The sequence below is a fragment of the Microbacterium sp. P5_E9 genome, assembly GCF_054049175.1.
In genome coordinates this window covers 1-17,682 of the sequence record NZ_JBFUMV010000014.1, presented here as the reverse complement: position 1 = coordinate 17,682, position 17,682 = coordinate 1, and the positions used below count along the sequence as shown (strand labels likewise).

18 protein-coding genes are annotated in these 17,682 nt (G+C 66.1%); 15 read left to right on the top strand and 3 right to left on the bottom strand.

Features of this window, described 5'->3' with window-relative positions; genetic code table 11:
• Window positions 1-22 precede the first annotated feature (22 nt).
• Entirely contained in the window at window positions 23-430 is a 408-nt protein-coding gene (locus ACXJ3V_RS15180) for a PaaI family thioesterase (protein WP_457101168.1), read from the bottom strand.
• A complete protein-coding gene (locus ACXJ3V_RS15175) occupies window positions 427-1,647 on the bottom strand; it encodes an acetyl-CoA C-acyltransferase (RefSeq protein WP_457101167.1) in 1,221 nt (406 codons plus the stop codon). The genes ACXJ3V_RS15180 and ACXJ3V_RS15175 overlap by 4 nt, the downstream gene beginning before the upstream one ends.
• Window positions 1,648-1,774: 127 nt before the next feature.
• Here ACXJ3V_RS15175 and ACXJ3V_RS15170 point away from each other — a divergent pair, with 127 nt between their 5' ends.
• The 13 genes from ACXJ3V_RS15170 to ACXJ3V_RS15110 all read left to right on the top strand — a co-directional run bounded on the left by ACXJ3V_RS15170 (window position 1,775) and on the right by ACXJ3V_RS15110 (window position 14,564).
• On the top strand, window positions 1,775-2,119 hold the full coding sequence (locus ACXJ3V_RS15170) for a non-heme iron oxygenase ferredoxin subunit (protein ID WP_457101166.1): 345 nt from the start codon (window positions 1,775-1,777) through the stop codon (window positions 2,117-2,119).
• On the top strand, window positions 2,116-3,333 hold the full coding sequence (locus tag ACXJ3V_RS15165) for an NAD(P)/FAD-dependent oxidoreductase (RefSeq protein WP_457101165.1): 1,218 nt from the start codon (window positions 2,116-2,118) through the stop codon (window positions 3,331-3,333). The genes ACXJ3V_RS15170 and ACXJ3V_RS15165 overlap by 4 nt, the downstream gene beginning before the upstream one ends.
• A 112-nt stretch (window positions 3,334-3,445) precedes the next feature.
• On the top strand, window positions 3,446-4,645 hold the full coding sequence (locus ACXJ3V_RS15160; RefSeq protein ID WP_457101164.1) for a cytochrome P450: 1,200 nt from the start codon (window positions 3,446-3,448) through the stop codon (window positions 4,643-4,645).
• A gap of 22 nt (window positions 4,646-4,667) precedes the next feature.
• On the top strand, window positions 4,668-5,921 hold the full coding sequence (locus ACXJ3V_RS15155) for a multidrug effflux MFS transporter (RefSeq protein WP_457101163.1): 1,254 nt from the start codon (window positions 4,668-4,670) through the stop codon (window positions 5,919-5,921).
• 141 nt (window positions 5,922-6,062) lie between these two features.
• Entirely contained in the window at window positions 6,063-6,881 is an 819-nt protein-coding gene (locus tag ACXJ3V_RS15150; RefSeq protein ID WP_457101162.1) for an ATP-binding cassette domain-containing protein, read from the top strand.
• A gap of 81 nt (window positions 6,882-6,962) precedes the next feature.
• Window positions 6,963-8,045 (top strand): sugar ABC transporter substrate-binding protein, encoded by a 1,083-nt coding sequence (locus ACXJ3V_RS15145; RefSeq protein WP_457101161.1) that lies wholly within the window; start codon window positions 6,963-6,965, stop codon window positions 8,043-8,045.
• A gap of 39 nt (window positions 8,046-8,084) precedes the next feature.
• Complete coding sequence (locus ACXJ3V_RS15140) at window positions 8,085-9,101, top strand: ABC transporter permease (protein WP_457101160.1); 1,017 nt, start codon at window positions 8,085-8,087, stop codon at window positions 9,099-9,101.
• Window positions 9,098-10,099 (top strand): ABC transporter permease, encoded by a 1,002-nt coding sequence (locus tag ACXJ3V_RS15135; protein ID WP_457101159.1) that lies wholly within the window; start codon window positions 9,098-9,100, stop codon window positions 10,097-10,099. The genes ACXJ3V_RS15140 and ACXJ3V_RS15135 overlap by 4 nt, the downstream gene beginning before the upstream one ends.
• Window positions 10,096-11,055: an aldo/keto reductase gene (locus tag ACXJ3V_RS15130; RefSeq protein ID WP_457101158.1), complete on the top strand. Its 960-nt coding sequence runs from the start codon at window positions 10,096-10,098 to the stop codon at window positions 11,053-11,055. Before ACXJ3V_RS15135 ends, ACXJ3V_RS15130 begins: the two co-directional genes overlap by 4 nt.
• Window positions 11,048-11,743 (top strand): ThuA domain-containing protein, encoded by a 696-nt coding sequence (locus ACXJ3V_RS15125; protein WP_457101157.1) that lies wholly within the window; start codon window positions 11,048-11,050, stop codon window positions 11,741-11,743. Before ACXJ3V_RS15130 ends, ACXJ3V_RS15125 begins: the two co-directional genes overlap by 8 nt.
• Window positions 11,740-12,246 carry a hypothetical protein gene (locus ACXJ3V_RS15120; RefSeq protein ID WP_457101156.1) on the top strand — a complete coding sequence of 169 codons (507 nt, stop codon included), beginning with the start codon at window positions 11,740-11,742 and terminating at the stop codon, window positions 12,244-12,246. The genes ACXJ3V_RS15125 and ACXJ3V_RS15120 overlap by 4 nt, the downstream gene beginning before the upstream one ends.
• A complete protein-coding gene (locus ACXJ3V_RS15115; protein ID WP_457101155.1) occupies window positions 12,239-13,246 on the top strand; it encodes a LacI family DNA-binding transcriptional regulator in 1,008 nt (335 codons plus the stop codon). The genes ACXJ3V_RS15120 and ACXJ3V_RS15115 overlap by 8 nt, the downstream gene beginning before the upstream one ends.
• A 115-nt stretch (window positions 13,247-13,361) precedes the next feature.
• The gene (locus ACXJ3V_RS15110) at window positions 13,362-14,564 is read left to right on the top strand and encodes a multidrug effflux MFS transporter (RefSeq protein ID WP_457101154.1); all 1,203 of its coding nucleotides are present in this window, start codon (window positions 13,362-13,364) and stop codon (window positions 14,562-14,564) included.
• Here ACXJ3V_RS15110 and ACXJ3V_RS15105 read toward each other — a convergent pair.
• A complete protein-coding gene (locus ACXJ3V_RS15105; protein ID WP_457101153.1) occupies window positions 14,557-15,528 on the bottom strand; it encodes a hypothetical protein in 972 nt (323 codons plus the stop codon). The two genes, ACXJ3V_RS15110 and ACXJ3V_RS15105, sit on opposite strands and share 8 nt — an antisense overlap.
• Before the next feature lie 131 nt (window positions 15,529-15,659).
• Between ACXJ3V_RS15105 and ACXJ3V_RS15100 the strand changes: the two genes are divergently transcribed.
• Entirely contained in the window at window positions 15,660-16,583 is a 924-nt protein-coding gene (locus ACXJ3V_RS15100; protein WP_457101152.1) for a carbohydrate ABC transporter permease, read from the top strand.
• Window positions 16,580-17,518 (top strand): carbohydrate ABC transporter permease, encoded by a 939-nt coding sequence (locus ACXJ3V_RS15095; protein ID WP_457101151.1) that lies wholly within the window; start codon window positions 16,580-16,582, stop codon window positions 17,516-17,518. The genes ACXJ3V_RS15100 and ACXJ3V_RS15095 overlap by 4 nt, the downstream gene beginning before the upstream one ends.
• Window positions 17,519-17,682: the final 164 nt, after the last annotated feature.

The following is a 17,682-nucleotide window of genomic DNA, read 5'->3' as shown; positions in this document are numbered from 1 at the left end:
CTCGGTGGGACCGGACCGTTGTTCAAGCGCGCCGGACGGCGCGGGCGGTCCCACGGAACAGCGCGATCGTGCGTCCGTCCACCGTCACGTCTACGTCGACGACGGCGCGTCGCGAGTCACGGTATGACGTGCGGGCGGTTGCRGTGAGGTTGTCGCCCGCAGTAGTGGAGGACAGGTACTGGATGCTGGCATCCACTGTCGCGGCGTAGGGCAGCACTGTGTTCGCCGCCATGGCAAAGGCTTGGTCGGCGACCGCGAAGACAACTCCGCCATGCGTCATGCGGTTGCCATTCAGATGTTCGGCGGAAACGGTCAGCGTCACGACGGCGATGCCGTCGTGTGCCTCTTGGATGGTGAGACCGAACCAGTCCAGGACCGGCTCGTCGGAAGTCAGCGTCAGGATGAACGGGTCGACGGTCCCCAACGTCACTTCACCCGCTCGAGGACGAGGGCCATCCCCTGACCGCCGCCGACGCACAGCGTCGCAAGGCCCAGGCGGCCATCGCGCTCCTGTAGGGCGTTTATCAGCGTGCCGACCAGCCGGACGCCGGTCGCACCAAATGGGTGACCGATCGCGATCGCACCGCCGTGAACATTCACCCGGTCCGGATCAGCCCCGAGTTGCCGCACCACCGGCACCACTTGGGCGGCGAAGGCCTCGTTGAGCTCGATGATGTCGATGTCTGCGATCGTGAGTCCCAGGCGGTCGAGCAGCTTCTGCGTCGCCCCGACCGGACCCAGTCCCATGATCTCGGGCGACACGGCGCTCGCCGTCGATCCGAGGATGCGGGCGAGCGGCGTCAGACCGAGCTCGTCCGCGCGCGCTGCGCTCATGAGCACCGCCGCCGAGGCGCCGTCGTTGAGGGGGCTCGCGTTGCCTGCGGTCACGGTGCCGCCCTCGCGAAAGGCAGGTCTGAGCGCGGCGAGGTCCTCGATTGTCGTGCCGATTCGAGGCCCGTCGTCGGTGGCGATGATGCTGCCGTCGCGGCGGGTGTACGGCACGATCTCGCGGGCGAAGTAGCCCGAGTCGATGGCGGCTGCGGCGCGCACCTGGGACTGGAGAGCCCATTCGTCCTGGTCACGCCGCGAGGTTCCGGTGAGTCGGGCGACAAGCTCGGCCGTCTTGCCCATCGCGACATAGACGTCGGGAGAGAGTCCGTGTTCCCGAGGGTCGGACCACTGATTGTCAGACGTGAAGAGGGCATCGACGCGCGCCGCCGCGGTCTCAGAGCCGGGGTAGATGTTCGTCGGTGCCGGGGGAGTGCTCGAGGTAGACTCCATGCCGCCCACGAGGAAGACACTCCCGTCGCCGGCGCGAATCGCGCGGGCTGCGCTGGCCGTCGCCTGCAATGAGGAGGCGCAGAAACGGTTGATGGTGGCTGCCGGGAGGCTGTCGTAGCCCGCGTAGACGGCCACGCGACGGGCGACGTTGTCGCCCTGGGCGCCCTCGGGGATCGCCGTGCCGAGGTAGAAGTCATCGATGGTCGAGGGATCCAGTGCCGGCACGTCGGCCAGCACTCCACGCACTGCGGCTAGCGCGAGGTCCTCTGGTCTCTCGTCGGCGAAGGAGCCCTTTCGCGCTCGACCGAACGCGGTCCTCCGGTAGGCCACGACCACGGCATCATCTGCCTTCAGCGCTGCTGTCATGGGAGCACTTCCTCTCATCAGCAAGAGCCCGATCTCGGTCGAATGAAGGAGATCTCCGATGCCGTCGTAATTTAGTGTACGATACGTTTCGGATAGATAGATATCGCAAGACGCAAAGGAGCATCTCGTGGCAACAAGGATTCAGGTGGCGCAGGTCGGCGACGTCCCCGACGGGGAAGCCATCGTCGTCTCCAAGGCAGTCACCGGGACCGTCGACGACATCGCCCTCTTCCATGACGCCGGCGAATATTTCGCCCTCGACAACACGTGTTCCCATGAGCTCGCATCGCTCGCGGACGGTTGGATCGAGCGCGGCGTCGTGGAGTGCCCGGTGCACACCGGTCGCTTCTGCCTTCGCGACGGCAAGGTCCTCTCCGCCCCCGCCACGGAGAACGTCGCGGCGCACGTTGTCGAAGTGGAGGGCGACTCCATCCTCATCGTGCCGAACGTGGAACGGCTCGCACTGTCATGACCGGCATACCGCAGTCCGTCGTCATCGTCGGCGGTGGCCTGGCGGGTTACACGTTGGCCGACGCCCTGCGCCGCCATGAGTTCACTGGGCGCATCACCGTGATCGAGCAAGAGCCTGCGCTCTACGATCGTCCGCCCCTCACGAAGGCGGCATTCGTGAGCGACGCCACGCTCGCCGAGCTCGAGTTCAGCACGCCACAGCAGCTTCGGGCACAGCGGGTCGATGTCATGTGCGGTCGCGCGGTGGTCTCGCTCGACAAGGGCGTCATGCTTGATGACGGCACAGTGGTGCGCGGGGACGCTGTGGTGCTCGCGACCGGCGGACGCCCGAGAATGCTGCCGTTTCGAGGCAACGATGCTCCCATCGTCCACATGCTGAGAACCTTCTCGGATGCCCAGCGCATCAAGACCGCCGCAAGACCAGGCGGCCGGATACTCGTTGTGGGAGCCGGGCTCATCGGCGCCGAGCTRACGTCATCACTGCGTGCGCTGGGAGTCCACGTGACGCTCATCGACCCCGTCGAGGTGCCGCTGGTTCCCGCCGCGGGCGAATCCGTCGCGCGGCGGCTGCATGAGATGCACGGTGAGCACGGTGTCGACGTTCGCGTGGGATCGATTCTCGAAGTTGCCGAACGCGATGGCGAGTACACGGCGCTCCTGGATGACGGATCGCGCGTGTCGGTCGACGCCGTCGTTGTCGGGGCAGGAATCGTTCCCAATACGGAGCTGGCCGAGTCCGCGGGCCTGACCGTCGACGGCGGCGTGGTGGTCGACGAGCGACACTCCGCAGGCGACGGCTTCTACGCGATCGGTGACGTCGCAAGAGTCCTAGGCAGCGACGGCGTCCTTCGACGGCGCGAGGAGCACTGGGAAGCAGCGCAGCATGATGCTGAAGAGCTCGCGGCCGTACTCGTAGGAAAAGACCCTGCCACGCGCAGTTCGCCGTGGTGGTGGTCCGATCGATATCACGTTCACGTCGAAGGCGTTGGCCGCATGACGGGGAGCGGAGTCACCATCCTCCGCTCCGCGCACGTGGCGTTCCACCTCGACGGCGGGCTGCTCGTTGGCGCGGTCTCAATCGATGACAGCCAGACCGTGCGAGCGGCCCGTCGCATCATCGATGCGCGTATTCCTGTTGACGCAGCTGATCTGGGCGACCCGTCGGTGTCATTGCGGGACTTGCTTCGCTCTTCTCGGGCACTCGCCGGTTCCTGACCTGCACCGAATGTCGCCCCATTGCGTCAGAGGCGCAAAGTCGATAAATTGATTCGAAACGACACGAACAGTATCTAATACCTTTTCACAAGATCCGTCGAAGGAGACGAACATGAGCGCGGTGCAGAGCTTTTTGGATTCCATCACTCCCCAGCAGCTGTTTCTCGACCCCTATCCGATCTACGAACAGCTGCGCAAAGACGCTCCCGTGGCCTATCTGCCGCAGCTGCACCTGTACTGGGTGACCCGCTTCGACGATGTCGCCGAAGTGCTGGCGAACAAGGAAAGCTGGGTTTCGGCTTCATCGCAGAAGTCTCTCCGACGGACTCTGGGCGACCCGGTGATCACGCTCGTGGGCGGAGCCATCCACGATGACCTCCGGGCAGGCGTCGACAAGAAGCTGCAGCCGCGGCCGATCACCAAAATCATCGAAGACGCCATTCGGCCGATCGCGCGGGGCCACGTCAAAGAATTGGCGGCCCGAGGAAGCGCCGATCTCGTCACCGAATACTTCGAGCCTGTCAGTGTCGAGGCCCTGCGCCACGTGATGGGCCTTGACCCGTACGTCGATAGCGAGACGCTCGTCCGCTGGTTCAAGATGCTCGCGCAGGGTGCCGCGAACGTGATGCAGGATCCCGCGATCTACGACATCTCCGACGCCGCCGCAAGGGAGATCGACGATGTCCTTCTGCCCGTGCTCGAGCAGCTGTCCCGCACGCCCGACGAGTCCATGCTTTCGCACATGCTCTGGGCCAACCGCGAGGGCGGAACCCCGCGCGACAAGGATCACATCCTCTCGACAGTGAAGATCATCCTCCTTGGCGGCATGCAGGAGCCTGGCCACGCGGCATCCTCCACTGCGTTGGGGCTCTTCGAAGCGGATCAGTGGGGACTGGTGCGCGAGGATCCGGCGAGTCGGATTCCGAACGCCGTTCTCGAAGGCCTTCGATGGATCGCGCCCATTGGGACCACAGGCCGACAGCCGGCGCAGGACACCGAATTCCGAGGCGTCAGCATCCCCCAGGGGCATGTCGTCGAGGCGATTATCGCGTCGGCCAACCGCGATGAGTCGCACTTCGATCAGCCGAACAGATTCGACATCGAACGCAACGAGAAGAATCACCAGGCTTTCGGGGGCGGCGAGCATTTCTGCGCTGGGCACTTCTTCGGTCGCCACGTGGAGCGCATCATGTACGAAGAGCTGCTTGCCGGTACGAAGGACATCACGCGAGACAAGGCGGCTGTGACTCCCGTCACCGGCTGGGTCTTCCGCGCTCCTCGGAGCATCCAGGTGGATCTTCTCCCGGCCTGAGGTCGCTCGGCCGGCCGGGATCATGCACGATACGTCACTCGCGCGTCCCGGCTTCGGCCGGGTGCTGCCGGTACTCCTGCTCCTGCTGACGGTCTTCGGTCCGATCTCCATGGACCTGTACCTCCCTGCGCTGCCGGCGCTCGCCGCCGATCTCGGGGCAGCGACCTCGGTCGCGCAACTGACCGTGACGGCCTGCCTGATCGGGCTCGCCGGAGGGCAGTTGGTGGCCGGTCCCTTGTCGGACCGCTTCGGTCGTCGCGGCATCCTGCTCGTCGGCATCGTCGCGTACATCCTCACCTCGGGGCTGTGCGCGGTCAGCCCCACAATCGAGATGCTCATCGTGGCGCGATTCGCCCAGGGCCTCGCCGGAAGCATCGGGGTGGTCATCGCCCAGGCCGCCGGTCGGGACATCTACAGCAACGGTGCGCTGATTCGCTTCTACGGTCGACTGACCGTCATGGGCGGGTTCGCAGCTGTAGTAGGGCCGCTGATCGGGGGAGTGCTTACGACGCTCACGGACTGGCGCGGGCTGTTCGTCTTCCTCGCCGCGATGGGTGCCGGCATCCTGATCGCCACCCTGCTGGTTTTCCGCGAGACGCTCCGTGTCGAGCAGCGCATCCGCGGCGGGTTCCGGCGAACGATGGGCGACTTCCGCCTCCTGATTTCCGATCGGGTGTTTCTCGGGGCGGTGCTCTGCCTTGGCTTCATGTACAGCGCACTCTTCGCTTATATCTCGGGGTCGAGCTTCGTCCTGCAGGACATCTACGGGCTATCGCCGCTCGGTTACGCGCTCGCGTTCGGAGTCAATTCGGCCGGATTCATGGCATCCGGCTACCTCGCCGGGCGGAGCGCCGAGAAGTGGAGCGTTCGCGGCACCCTTGTGCTTGGCATCATCGTCGCTTGCGCGGGTGCGCTTGGGATGCTGGCTGCCGGGGTCGTTGCTATGCCGCTCTGGGTTGTCCTCACGTCGTTGTTCCTCATCGCCAGCGGAGTGGCGATCACCTCACCCCCTGCCACCACACTCGCGCTCGTCGAGTACCCACAGATCGCCGGCACCGCTTCGTCTCTGCTCGGAACGGTTCGGTTCGGCTTCGGCGCAGTCGCAGCGCCACTGGTCGGGGTCGCGGGAGCGCTCAGCATTCTTCCGCTCGGCGTCGTCACGACTGTCTCGGTGTCACTCGCCGCGGCGGCCTTCATTCTGCTTGCGCGCCGGCCGATAGGGGATCGCGATGACGTTGCCGATCTCAGGGCCAGATCTCTCAATCCCCACGACTGACACACGACTACGTCATCTAGCCCAAGTGTGAGGGCCCTTGAAGGATCCACCTTCTCATGGTTGCAGGCCCCCACTGCTCTGTGCTTTACTCCCATTTAAACGTTTTAGATAAAACGTTTCAACCACAACGATGGAGTTGTCATGAGGCAAGCCCAGGTCGCGGCTGATTCCGGCATCGCCCTCAAGGCGGAGAACATCACACGCCGTTACGGGGCGGTGGTGGCGCTGGCCGGAGCCTCACTGACTCTGCGCCGCGGCGAGGTCATGGGCCTGGTGGGCGACAACGGAGCAGGCAAGTCCACGCTGTTGAAGGTGCTCTCTGGAGCTGTGGTTCCCGACGCCGGTACGCTCTACGTCGACGGCGAGCCGGTGAGTTTTCGCCGCCCCTCCGACGCGCTGCAGGCCGGAATCGAAACCGTCTATCAGGACCTCGCGCTCGTTGACACGATGTCGGCCGTGCAGAACATCTACCTCGGCCGCGAGGTCGTTTCCCAGAACGTGATCCTCCGCATGCTCGACGTCGTCAACGACCGGGCTATGCGCACTCGTGCTCGGGAGGTGCTCAAGGAGCTCCAGGTCGGCATTCAGTCCGTGAACGTGTCGGTCAAGGGGATGTCGGGCGGCCAGCGGCAGTGCCTTGCGATCGCCCGCGCGCTGATCTGGGGTCGCCGAATCGTCATCCTCGACGAGCCGACCGCGGCTCTCGGCGTCCGCGAATCAAAACAGGTGCTCGAGTTGATCTCGCGCCTGCGCGACCACGGGGTGAGCGTCATCCTCGTCAGCCACAACATGCAGCAGCTCGTCACCGTCGCCGATCGCTTCACGGTCATGCGACTCGGCAGATCCGTGGCCACGCGCAACGTCGCGGACGTGACCCCCGAGACCATCGTCGGGCTCATCACCGGCGCGATCCCGGCCGACATAGATACGCCGGAAGACACCGCGTCCACCGTTCACTGACCGTCATCGCCGCCCGGAGGCTTCCGTCGCGGTCGCGTACAGCTCACTCCGCCCACCACCCACAACCAAGGAGACACTGCAATGAAGCACCTCACCGCACGTACCCGCCTCGGCACGAGCATCCTGACGGTCGCGGCGGCCGCGCTCGCTCTCGTCGGCTGCAGCACCGTCGGCGACACCGGCTCGTCAGCCGCCGGCGACGACGACACGTTCACCGTCGGCTTCGCCGTGGGCGGGCAGCCCGACGCCGACTGGCAGGAGCTGCAAGGCGACGTCGCCAAAAGCCTGGCTGAGCAGCGGGGCTGGGAGTTCGTCGAGCTGAGCAACGACAACAGCGAGGAAACCGCGACCAAGAACGCCGACCTGTTCATTCAGCAGGGCGTCGACGTCGTCATGATGTTCAATGGGCAGCCATCCGCCAACCCCGTGATCGCGAAGAAGTACGCCGAAGCCGATATCCCCGTGATCACCTTCGACATCGCGCAGGAGGGCTGGTACTTCGTCGGCGTCGACAACGCAGCTGCCGGCACCCAGGGCGGCACGCGGCTGGGCGAGCTTGCGAAGGAGAAGTGGAACTGCGACGTCGACCTCGTCATCTCCGCAGAGGGCACCTCCGCCGGCCAGATCAACACGTGGCGCACCGGCAACGCACGCGACGCAGTCAAGGAGACCTGCCCCGACATCGCCGAGGACGCCTACGTCTCTTACGAGGCCGACGGCAACCTGACGACGTCGCTTGCGAATGCACCCGGCGTGCTCGCCGCCCACCCCGACGCGAAGAACATCCTCGTCGTCGGGATCAACGACCAGGCGGTCGTCGGCGCACTCCAGGCGGCAACGCAGCTCGGTCGCGACGGATCCATCATGGGCTGGGGACAGGACGGCGGACTCATCACCGGCGCCAACGTCGACCCCAACCTCGTCGGCAGCGTCATGTACTTCCTCGAGGGCTACCCGGCCTTCGCATTTGAGATCGCCGACCAGATCGCGGCAGGCAACGCCCCTGAAGTGAAGGACACCGGTGACGACGCCGCGGTCAGCGTCACTCCGTGCCCGGTCAGCGCCGAGGAGGCAGCGCAGATCCCGAACATCGACGATCGGGTCGCCGGCCTCGCCGACGCCCCCGAGGGAACGACCGAATACGACCTGTACTGCAACGCCTGACCCTCGGCCCGCGGTCGAAAGAGACATGTCAGTGAGATCATGACCAGCTCCCTCATCTCCTCGACCGCACCGACCTCGTCGGGGCGTCAGAGCCGGCGTCCGCGCCGCTCTGAGGCCCCGACGGGCACCACGATTCGGGATGCACTCACCATCACCGGGGTTTGGCTGCTGCTCATCGTCGCCACCACCTTGGTACGACCCGACTTCCTCTCTTACCAGACGCTCCTCGCGGTCACCTTCACGGCATCCATCGCCGGCATCCTCGCCGTCTCGCAGTCGCTCGTCGTGATCAGCGGCGGGCTGCTCGACCTGAGCCTGCCCGTCGCGCTGATCTTCAGTGCATGGACGACGGTCACGGTGCTGAATGCCGGTGGGCCGACCCCGCTCGCTGTGGTCCTGGGTATCGTCGCCGGGGCCGCTTGGGGCGGTGTCAATGCCCTCATCGTCGTGTTCGGCAAGCTGAACCCGATCATCGTGACACTCGCCACCGGCTTCGGTGGCCTGGCGGTCCTCCTCCTGCTCTTCTCGTCGGCGCAGATCCCGTTCGACAGCGGCCTGCGCCAGTTCGGGCTGGGCCGCTTCCTCGGACTCCCCAACATCTTCTGGCCCATGGTGGTGATCATCGTCGTGACCGGGATCGCACTCACCTACACCCGCTGGGGTCGCAGGCTCAAGGCGGTCGGAGGAAACGCACAGGCGGCCAAGGCGCGCGGCATATCGCTTCCCCGCACGCGGTTCCTCACCTTCATCGGTGCGGGCGCGATCGCCGGGGTGGCGGGTGTGCTGTTCAGCGCCGTCAACCCGAGCTTCACACCCGCCGCCGGTGCCGGATTCCAGCTCATTGTCATCGCTGCGGTCATCCTTGCCGGAGTCAGCCTGTCCGGCGGCAAGGGGAACCTTCTTCTTCTCCTTCTCAGCGTCGGCTTCCTCGCCACGATCCCGGCTTCCATCGCCTTCTTCGGGCTGGCCCCCGCCTGGGCACTGGTATTCCAGGGTGCCATCTTGATCTTCGCCGTCGGCATCGACGGATTCCGCCAGAAGAGGAGCGCACGATGACCGCGATCGCGCCGACGCTGTTCGACGAGGCGCCACCGTCGCGGCGGACTCGAGTCCTGGACTCCGTGAAGGGGCCGATCGGCAGCATCGGGATCACGCTGGGTGCGACGATCCTCATCGGACTGATCTGGGCCGGACCTTCGTTCCTGGCGCGCTCCAATATCCAGATCGTGGGAGTCAGCGTCGCGATCCCGTTGATCGTCGCGATCATGGCATCGTTCGCGCTGCTGGCCGGTGTCGTCGATCTGTCCATCGGGTCGATGGTCGGATTCGCGGCCGTCATCTTCAATCAGCTCGTCGCCACCGGTCTCAACGCCTGGCTCGTCGCGGGGATCACCATCGTCGTCGGTGTCGTTGTCGGCCTTGTCAACGCCGTCGTCATTGTCCGCTTCGGTGCCGAGCCGCTCGCCGTCACCCTCGGCATGCTGACCCTGCTGCGCGGGCTGTGCCAGGTGATCGTCGTCAACGCGCCGCCTTCCACCATCGTCGATCCGCTCTACAACCTCACGCAGGGCGCCGTGCTCGGCATCCCGGCACTGCTGCTCATCGGCATCGGCCTCACCCTCGTCGCCGCAGGGTTCGTTTCGAAGACGCGGTCCGGGCGGAAGGTCCAGGCAGTCGGAGGCGACCCGCGGGCCGCCGCGCGCGCGGGAATCTCGGTTGGGCGGGTGCGGATGCTGGCGCTCGTGGCCAGCAGCGTCGGCGCGGCGATCGGAGGCATCCTGTACGTCGGCCAGCTCGGCTCGGCCTCCAACGTCCTCGGCACAGGGCTCGAGTTCCAGATCTATGCCGCGCTCATGATCGGCGGCTATTCCATCACCCGGGGCGGGGTGGGCAATCCCATCGGCGGGCTCTTCGGCCTTCTCGTCGTGGCAGGCATCACGAACATCCTGAACATCCAGTTCTTCGACCCCGACTACCTGGACCTCATCGTCGCGGTCATCCTCCTGGTCGCGGTGCTCATCGACCGCTTCCGTGGGGGGGACTCGTTCGAATGACACGCGTATCGACCGCCACCGGTCGCGTCCCCTTGGGGCGTACCGGGCTAAACGTCTCGCCGGTCTGCGTGGGCACCGCGGCGTGGGGGACTGCTTCGCCGGTGCACGGACTGGTGGTGCCAGAAGAGGATGCCGTGGCCACGGTTCTCGCGATGCTCGACTCACCCCTCAACTTCATCGACACCTCCAACAACTACGGCGACGGCGAGAGCGAGCGGCGGATCGGCTCCGCGCTGGCGGGGCGGCCGTTGCCCGACGACGTGGTGCTGCAGACGAAGCTCGATCGCGATCCCAGGACGAACTCCTTCGACTCGGACCGCATGCGGAGATCCCTCGATGAGAGTCTCGAACGCCTCGGAGTAGACAAGGTCCCGCTGCTGTACCTGCACGATCCAGAGCACATACCCTTCGACGAGGCTATGGCCGCCGGGGGGCCGGTCGAGGTGCTTCTGACCCTTCGCGACGAGGGGTATGCCGATCATGTGGGGATCTCCGGAGGGCCGGCGACCCTGCTGCGACGGTTCGTGGAAACAGGGCTGTTCGACGCGCTCATCACCCACAATCGGTTCACCCTCGTCGACCGCACGGCCGATGAACTTCTCACGGCGGCGGCAGACGCCGGCATGGGCGTCGTCAACGCGGCCGTCTATGGCGGAGGGATTCTCTCTTCCTGGCCGCGGGGCTCGGATCGCTACCACTACGCCCCGGCGCCCATGCCGGTCCTTGACGCGATCGACGCCATGGGCGCGGCCTGCGCGAGGCACGGCGTTCCACTCATCGCCGCTGCGCTGCAGACCTCGACCCGCGATCCCCGCATACACTCCACGATCTGCGGCATGGTCTCACCCGCGCAGCTTCAGAACACGCTCGCACTGCTCGACCTCACGATTCCGGACGACCTGTGGGACGAGCTCGAGAGCCTCCGCCCAAATCGCTCGACATGGATCGATGACTGACTCCGCTGCGATCCTCATCCTGACCGGTGCGCGAGATCACGCCGACCCGTGGCATGCACTGGACGCCACCTCCGAGGCGGTGGCGAGCGTGCTCGCGGCCGTTGGAGAGGTTCACGCCATCACGACTTCGAGCACCGCCCCCTGGCCGGCCGCAGATCTGCTCGTGCTGAACGCGAGCGGAGACCTCGCACTGCCGGCCCCCGAGTCTGCAGGAGTAGTCGACGGCATCGTTGCCCACCATCGTTCACGGCGTCCGATTCTCGCCCTGCACTCCTCTGCCCTCGCATTCCGCGACGACCCCCGCTGGGCTGCCATCATGGGAGGTCGCTGGGTTCCGGGGGTCACGATGCACCCGCAGATCGGCGCGGCGCTGGTGCAGACCACGCCGGCGGACGAGCTTCCGGACGGCGTCATCGCCTTCGACGGCGACTTCGTGCTCTACGACGAGCGCTACACGTCGCTGGAACGTGGGAACGACGCCGTGGTGGTCGCGGAGCACACTGAGGACGGCGTGCGCCATCCCGTCGTCTGGTGGCGCCCCGCGACGGCGGAGCACGGGGCAGTCGTGTACGACGCGCTCGGCCACGGCGTGGAGTCTTTCGAGTCCGAACCCCGTCGCACGTGGCTGCGCGCGGCCGCACGGCGGCTGATCGACAGTGCCGCCGAACGGCGAGGAAACACGACATGAGGACTGCTTGGCGCGAGGTCAGCGTCGATGCGATCGACTATGAGATGATCCGGTTGAGCGAAGGCAGCGCGGTCACGGAGCTGGGGGGGTTCGGCGACGTGTTCTCATCCGCAAGGCCGCCATGGCGTCTGGTCGCCGGCTATCTCATGCTGGCAGCCGCACCCGGATCTGTTCGCCGATCGCAGGAGGCAGGTCTCGATGTGTACAGTCATGGCCAGATGGTGGCGCGAGTGGAACTGACCGCCTCGGCGGCTTCCTGGTCGCTCGTGCACCGATCCCACTCCCCGGTCGTCTGGCGAGAGCATCGGGGCATCCTGCGAGGCCCGGGCATCGCCCTCGTGCCCGAGGGCGGGACGTCGTGGTCACTCGAGAATGAGACCGTGCTGATCCAACGCGCAACGCCGTGGGCCGTCACCATCGTGCACGGACCCGCCGACCACAAGGTGGATACGCGTGTACGGCTGCTCTCGAGTCTGCAGGCCGTGGGCGGTCGACGTGGCTGAGATCAGCATCCGAGATGTGGCCGCCCTCGCGAAGGTCTCTGTCGCGACGGTTTCCAATGCGCTGAACCGGCCGGAGCTGGTCTCCGTGAGTGCGGCGACGCGCGTGCAGCAGGCCATCGATGAGCTTGGCTATGTGCCGAACGTCGCTGCTCGTCAGTTGCGTGCCGGGCGCAGTGACGCGATCGGGATGGCCGTCATCAACATCACCAACCCGTTCTTCTCACTGGCAGTCCTCGGCGCCGAGGAGGTCGCAGAGAAGGCGGGGTACTCGGTGATCGTCGGCAACAGCTACGACTCCTACGACCGCGAGAAGCGCTACCTCGAACTCTTCGACAGGCAACGACTGGACGGCATCCTGCTCGCTCCTGTCGGAGACGACCTGTCGGCGCTGGAGCGATTCGACAATCGGAAGGTGCCGATCGTCCTGGTTGACCGCAGCGATCCATCCGGGCGCCATCTGTCGGTCTCCCTCGACGACGTCCTCGGCGGCTCGCTTGCGACTGAGCATCTGCTCGAAGGCGGCGCGCGGCGCATCATGTTCGTCGGCGGCCCCTTCCGGGTCGCGCAGATGCGCGACCGCCGAGACGGATGCCGGCGCACCGTGGAGGCGGCAGGCGCGGCGTTCACGATCATCGAAACATCCACCCTCAGCGTGCGGCTCGGCCGCGAGCTGGGTGACCGCATCGCGACCCTCCCCTCGCACGAGCGACCGGACGGCATCTTCGCCGCCAACGATGAAGTCGCCCTCGGCATACTCCAGAGCCTCATTCGGCTGGGCGTCTCTGTCCCGGATGAGATCGCGATCGTGGGCTACGACGACATCGACTTCGCAGCTGCGGCGATCGTCCCGCTCACCTCCGTGAGTCAGCCGAGCGCGGAGATGGGCCGCCGCGCCGCAGACCTGCTCTTGGCAGCACTGGCCGGCACAACCGACCTGGAGCCCGTGCGGTTCGAGCCGGTACTCGTGCAGCGGCAGTCCACCCGATCTGCACGCACCTGAACCTGAATCGAGCAATGTCATGCGCTTCGGCGGCGACTGCTAGGGCGATGGTTCGCACACCGCCCCCTGATGCGGGGCCCCTTTGACCGAAGAACCCAGGAGCTCCGCTCAGGCAGTGGCTGCGCCGACCGCGGCGTTCTTCGTCGTGCTCGGATTCGTGCAGGCTCTGTGGCCGCTGACGATGGACCTCTACCTGCCCGCGTTTCCGGCGATCGAGCAGGACCTGCGCACGACGCCGCAGTTCGTCTCGCTCACTCTCACTGGAGCATTCGTCGGCATGGCCGTCGGGCAGCTCACCGCCGGGCCCCTCTCGGATCGGGTCGGGCGCATGCGCCCCCTGCTGGCGGTGCTCGCGGTGTACGCCGTGGCCACAGTGGGGTGCGCCCTTGCACCGTCCGTTGACATCCTGATCGCGTGCCGTGTGGTGGAGGGCGTGGGATCTGCGGCGAGCTCCGTCATCGTGCTGGCCATCGTGCGAGACTGCGCCGCGGGTCCGCGCATGGTGCTGCTGCTCGCCAGGCTTCAGCTCGTCAACGGAACTTTCGTGGTCACTGCACCGGCCCTGGGGGCGATGCTGCTGCAGGTCATGTCGTGGCGGGGTCTGTTCTGGATTCTTGTGGGATTCGGCGGTGCGCTCCTGGTGATCGTCTCCGCGACCGTGGCGCGGCGCGAGACCCTTCCTCGAGAGCGGCGCCGGCCACCGGCTCTCCAAGACCTCATCGGCGACTATCAGGCGCTGTTCCGCGACCGCGACTACCTCTTCCCGCTCGCAGCAAACACTCTCCTCTGGGCCGGGATGATGGGCTACATGGCATCGTCGTCATTCCTCTTCCAAGAGGTGTTGGGCCTAGACGGGGGTATGTACGCTGTGGTCTTCGGGGGACATGGTGCGGTGATGATCCTCGCCGCTCAGCTCAGCGCGCGGCTGACGAATCGCCAGGGTCTGCGGCCGGTCGTCGCTTTCGGAGCATGCGGAGTCGCGATATCGGCGCTCGCCCTCATCGTGAGCGCTGTGGTGGCGCCCGGTGCGCTGTGGGCGTTCCTTGTGCCGCTCTTCGGCTTCACCGCATCCTTCGGGGTCCTCTCACCCTGCCTCCAGGCCGGAGCCCTGCAGCACCACGGGGGCCGTGCCGGGACAGCGGCATCCCTCCTGGGCGCCGTCACGATGATCGCCGGAGCCGTTGCAGCGCCGATCGTCGCGGCGTTCGGCGTGGAGAGTACCCGTCCCGCAGCCATCTTTCTCGCGTCGTGCGCGCTGGGCGCCGTCGCGGTGGTGGTCGGGGGGCGCCAAGGCGGTCGTGTCCGCTCGGTCAGATGAACGGCCGGGGATCGACGATCGAGGTCAGGCGGTCGCGGCCCGCAAGGCCTGGCAGGTGCTGCGCGAGTTCGGCGACGAGGCCAACGCGAGCTTGAACGACATGGAGGTCGCCTTCGACCGCGTCGGGCCGGCTGAAGGCTTCCTCCGCGCGACCGGCGAGGTCCTCCAGAGCGCTGCGCACCTCGTCCTGCCGATGGCCGTGCCTTGAGGCGCGGCCGACGGAGTACGCCCAGTCCAGTTGGCGAAAGCCCCAGTCGGTCTGCTCCGCTCCGATCACGGCAGTGGTTTCCGAATACAGCGCGAGTCCCGTGTCGACGACGCCACTCGGGACGGGCCAGGGGCGCCCGAGCCACGTGTACAGGAAGTGGATGTGGAAGCTGCAGCCGAGATTTCCGAAGAGGCCCGGGTCGTCCGTCAGGGCGCCCATCTGTCCGCCCCGCCACAGGCCGGTTTGGGGGTCGACGTTGTCATCCAACCAAGACGTGTAGGCCGACAGCCACTCCGCTCGACGACGGGTGTCGTCTGCCCGCGAGAGGACCCCGATCGCGAGGAGGCCGGCAGCCTGGTGAGATGCCGGCCACGGGTGGGACCAATCCAGCCCATCGAGGAACGAATCGGCGACGGCGGCGTCCAGGAGATCATCCGCGAACGCCGGCACTTCGGGCGGATCGCCGAGCAGCGCGAGGGTGGCGACCCCCGTCGCCGCTCTGTGGAGATCCCCGTGGGTCGGGTCGCTGAAGCGTCCGTCGGCTTCCTGCCATCCGCGAACCCTGACGGTCAGGTCCATTGCGCGCCCGCCCCCGGGTCGGTCGCCGGTCGCGGCGAGGATGCCGATTGCCGCCGCCGTCCCGTACAGATCCGCGCGGTCGGCACCTTCCGTGCGCGCGTACCCACCGTCGCGGAGTGACTGCGTGACGCGCTTTCTGGCGCGCTGGAGGAATGGGGTGAAGTCGAACGTCGCCACCGGCATTCTCCTTTCATCAGTCGATGGAACGATGCAGCCCTCCGCTCGATACCAACCTGTTATTTGACAGCCTGCATCCACTGCGTATGATAAGTCTGGTAGCGCTACCAGATTGATGAAAAGGAGGTCTGATGGACACCGCCGTCCAGCTGGCCCCTCCGTTGCCTCGGCGCAGAGCCCACCGCAGGCTCAAGTGGACCGGATGGCTCTTGTTCCTGCCATTCGCCGTCGTGTTCGCGGCAACGGTGATTCTTCCGCTGGGGTACGCGGTGGGACTCAGCCTGTTTCGCAGCCAGTTCATCGGCGGGGTGCAGTTCGCAGGCTTGGCGAACTACCTGGCCGCGCTGACCGACCCCGCACTCTATGCCGGCCTCGGCCGCGTGATTCTCTTCATGCTGATTCAGATCCCAGTCATCCTGGCGCTCGCTCTGGGCGTCTCGATGGCTCTGGACAGCGGTCGACTTGCGTTCGCGAGTGTCTTCCGCCTCGGCATCTTCATCCCTTACGCGATTCCGACGGTTGTGGCCGCGTTGATGTGGGGATACATGTACGGAGACCAGTTCGGTCTGATCGCACAAGCCGCCGATGCACTAAATTTGCCGGCGCCGAACTTGCTCTCTCCCGAGCTGATCACTCCGGCCATGGCGAACATCTCCGTGTGGCAGTTCACGGGCTACAACATGCTGATCTTCTATGCGGCGCTGCAGAGCATTCCTCGGGAGCTGTACGAAGCGGCCGCCATCGACGGTGCGGGCCAATTCCGGATCGCGTGGAGCATCAAGCTTCCGGCGCTCGTCCCCGCCATCCTCCTCGCGACGTTCTTCTCGGCGATCGGCGGAATTCAGCTGTTCACCGAGCCGAGCATTCTGCAGAGCCTGGCGCCCACGACGATCGTCAGCGACTACACGCCCGCGATGTACATGTACAACCTCGCGGTGAAAGGCAGCCGATATGAGTACTCCGCAGCCATTGCCGTCACGCTCGGCGTGGCCACCATCCTGCTTGTTCTCCTTGCGCAGGTCGTCGTTGCGCGGCGGGCGCGGAGGGGACTGTGACTGCCACCATGGTGCCAAAGGGCGGCGTTCAGCCCAGTGCGACAGCGCCGACCGCCGGGGCACGGATGCCGAAGCTGAGCGGCGCACACCCCAGCACGCTTCTCACCGCAGTGATGATCCTGGCGCTCGGCTACTACCTCGTCCCCCTCGTCTGGCTGGTCATCTCCTCCACGAAGACGCAGTCCGAGCTGTTCTCGACGCCAGGCCTGTCCTTCGGAAGCGTCTTCGCACTGTGGGAGAACATCGAGCACCTGTTCGCCTACCAGAACGGCGTCTATGGATGGTGGCTGCTCAACACCGTGGTCTATGCCGTCGCGTCCGCTCTGGGATCCGCGGTGCTGTGTGCCATGGGCGGGTACGCACTCGCTCACTTCGATCTCCCAGGCAAGCGCGTGGTCTTCGCGGTCATCGTCGGCGCAGTCATGGTTCCCGGCTCCGTGCTCGCTCTGCCGATCTTCCTTCTCGTCAGTCAGCTGGGCCTCACGGACACTCCGCTCGCCGTCGTGCTGCCGTCCGTTGCGAGCCCGTTCGCGCTCTATCTCATGACCATCTTCGCTGCGCAGTCGGTGCCCCGTGAACTGATCGAAGCCGCGCGCGTCGACGGTGCCGGCGAACTGCGAATCTTCGCGAGCATTGCTCTCCGCCTCATGTCCCCGGGTCTGGTCACGATCACCTTGTTCCAACTCACGGCGATGTGGAACGCCTACTTCCTTCCGCTGATCGTGCTGAACGACGACCACAAATTCCCACTCGGCGTCGGCCTCGCACAGCTCAACGCTCGGGCGACCCAGACCGACAGCGCAGCCGCCGTCGAGGGAATATACCCGATGGTCATGGTCGGTTCCGTCATCGCGATCATCCCGCTCGTCATTGCCTTCCTCGTCCTGCAGCGGTATTGGCGTGCGGGGCTTGCCACCGGTGCGGTCAAGCTCTGACTCCACCACCCACACCAACAAGAAGGGAACGTCATGGCAATCACAACGAAGGCGATGACCCGCGGCAGCGTTGCAGCGGTCGCGGTCATCGCAGCCATCGCACTCGGGGGGTGCTCTTCGGCGGGGAGTCCAACAGCCACGCCTGCGGGAGAGATCACCGACGA